General features: G+C 67.5%; 1 protein-coding gene. It reads left to right on the top strand.

Translation table 11 applies throughout. From position 1 onward, the window contains the following. A partial coding sequence (locus VTU_RS26385) for a choice-of-anchor U domain-containing protein (protein WP_010102609.1) occupies positions 1–338 on the top strand: 338 nt, incomplete at its 5' end. Positions 339–345: the final 7 nt, after the last annotated feature.

The following is a 345-nucleotide window of genomic DNA, read 5'->3' as shown; positions in this document are numbered from 1 at the left end:
AGATGCCCCTCGGACTGCTGCGCTTCGAGACGATGCTGGCCGCAGGCCACAGCAGCGAGACGTTCAGCCTGTATCTGGACCCGGCGTTGGGCGTCAACGGCTACTGGGTCCAGGACAGCACCGGCACCTGGATCAACCTGAGCAGTGCGCCCTACGGCGGCAAGATGGTGAGCAAGGGCGGGCGGCTGCGGCTGGACTTTGCAATCACCGATGGCGGACCGTTCGACGCCGACGGCCAAGCCAACGGCGTCATCACCGCCCCCGGCGCCGCAGCGCAGATGCCGCTGTCCATCGTGGGGCAGGCATCAAACGTGGCGCACGGCGACTTCTGGCTCTGACGGCGCA

This window comes from Verminephrobacter aporrectodeae subsp. tuberculatae At4, assembly GCF_000193225.1.
Taxonomy (GTDB): domain Bacteria; phylum Pseudomonadota; class Gammaproteobacteria; order Burkholderiales; family Burkholderiaceae_C; genus Acidovorax; species Acidovorax aporrectodeae.
Note: the sequence above shows the minus strand (reverse complement) of the source record. Positions and strands in the feature narration are given on the sequence as shown.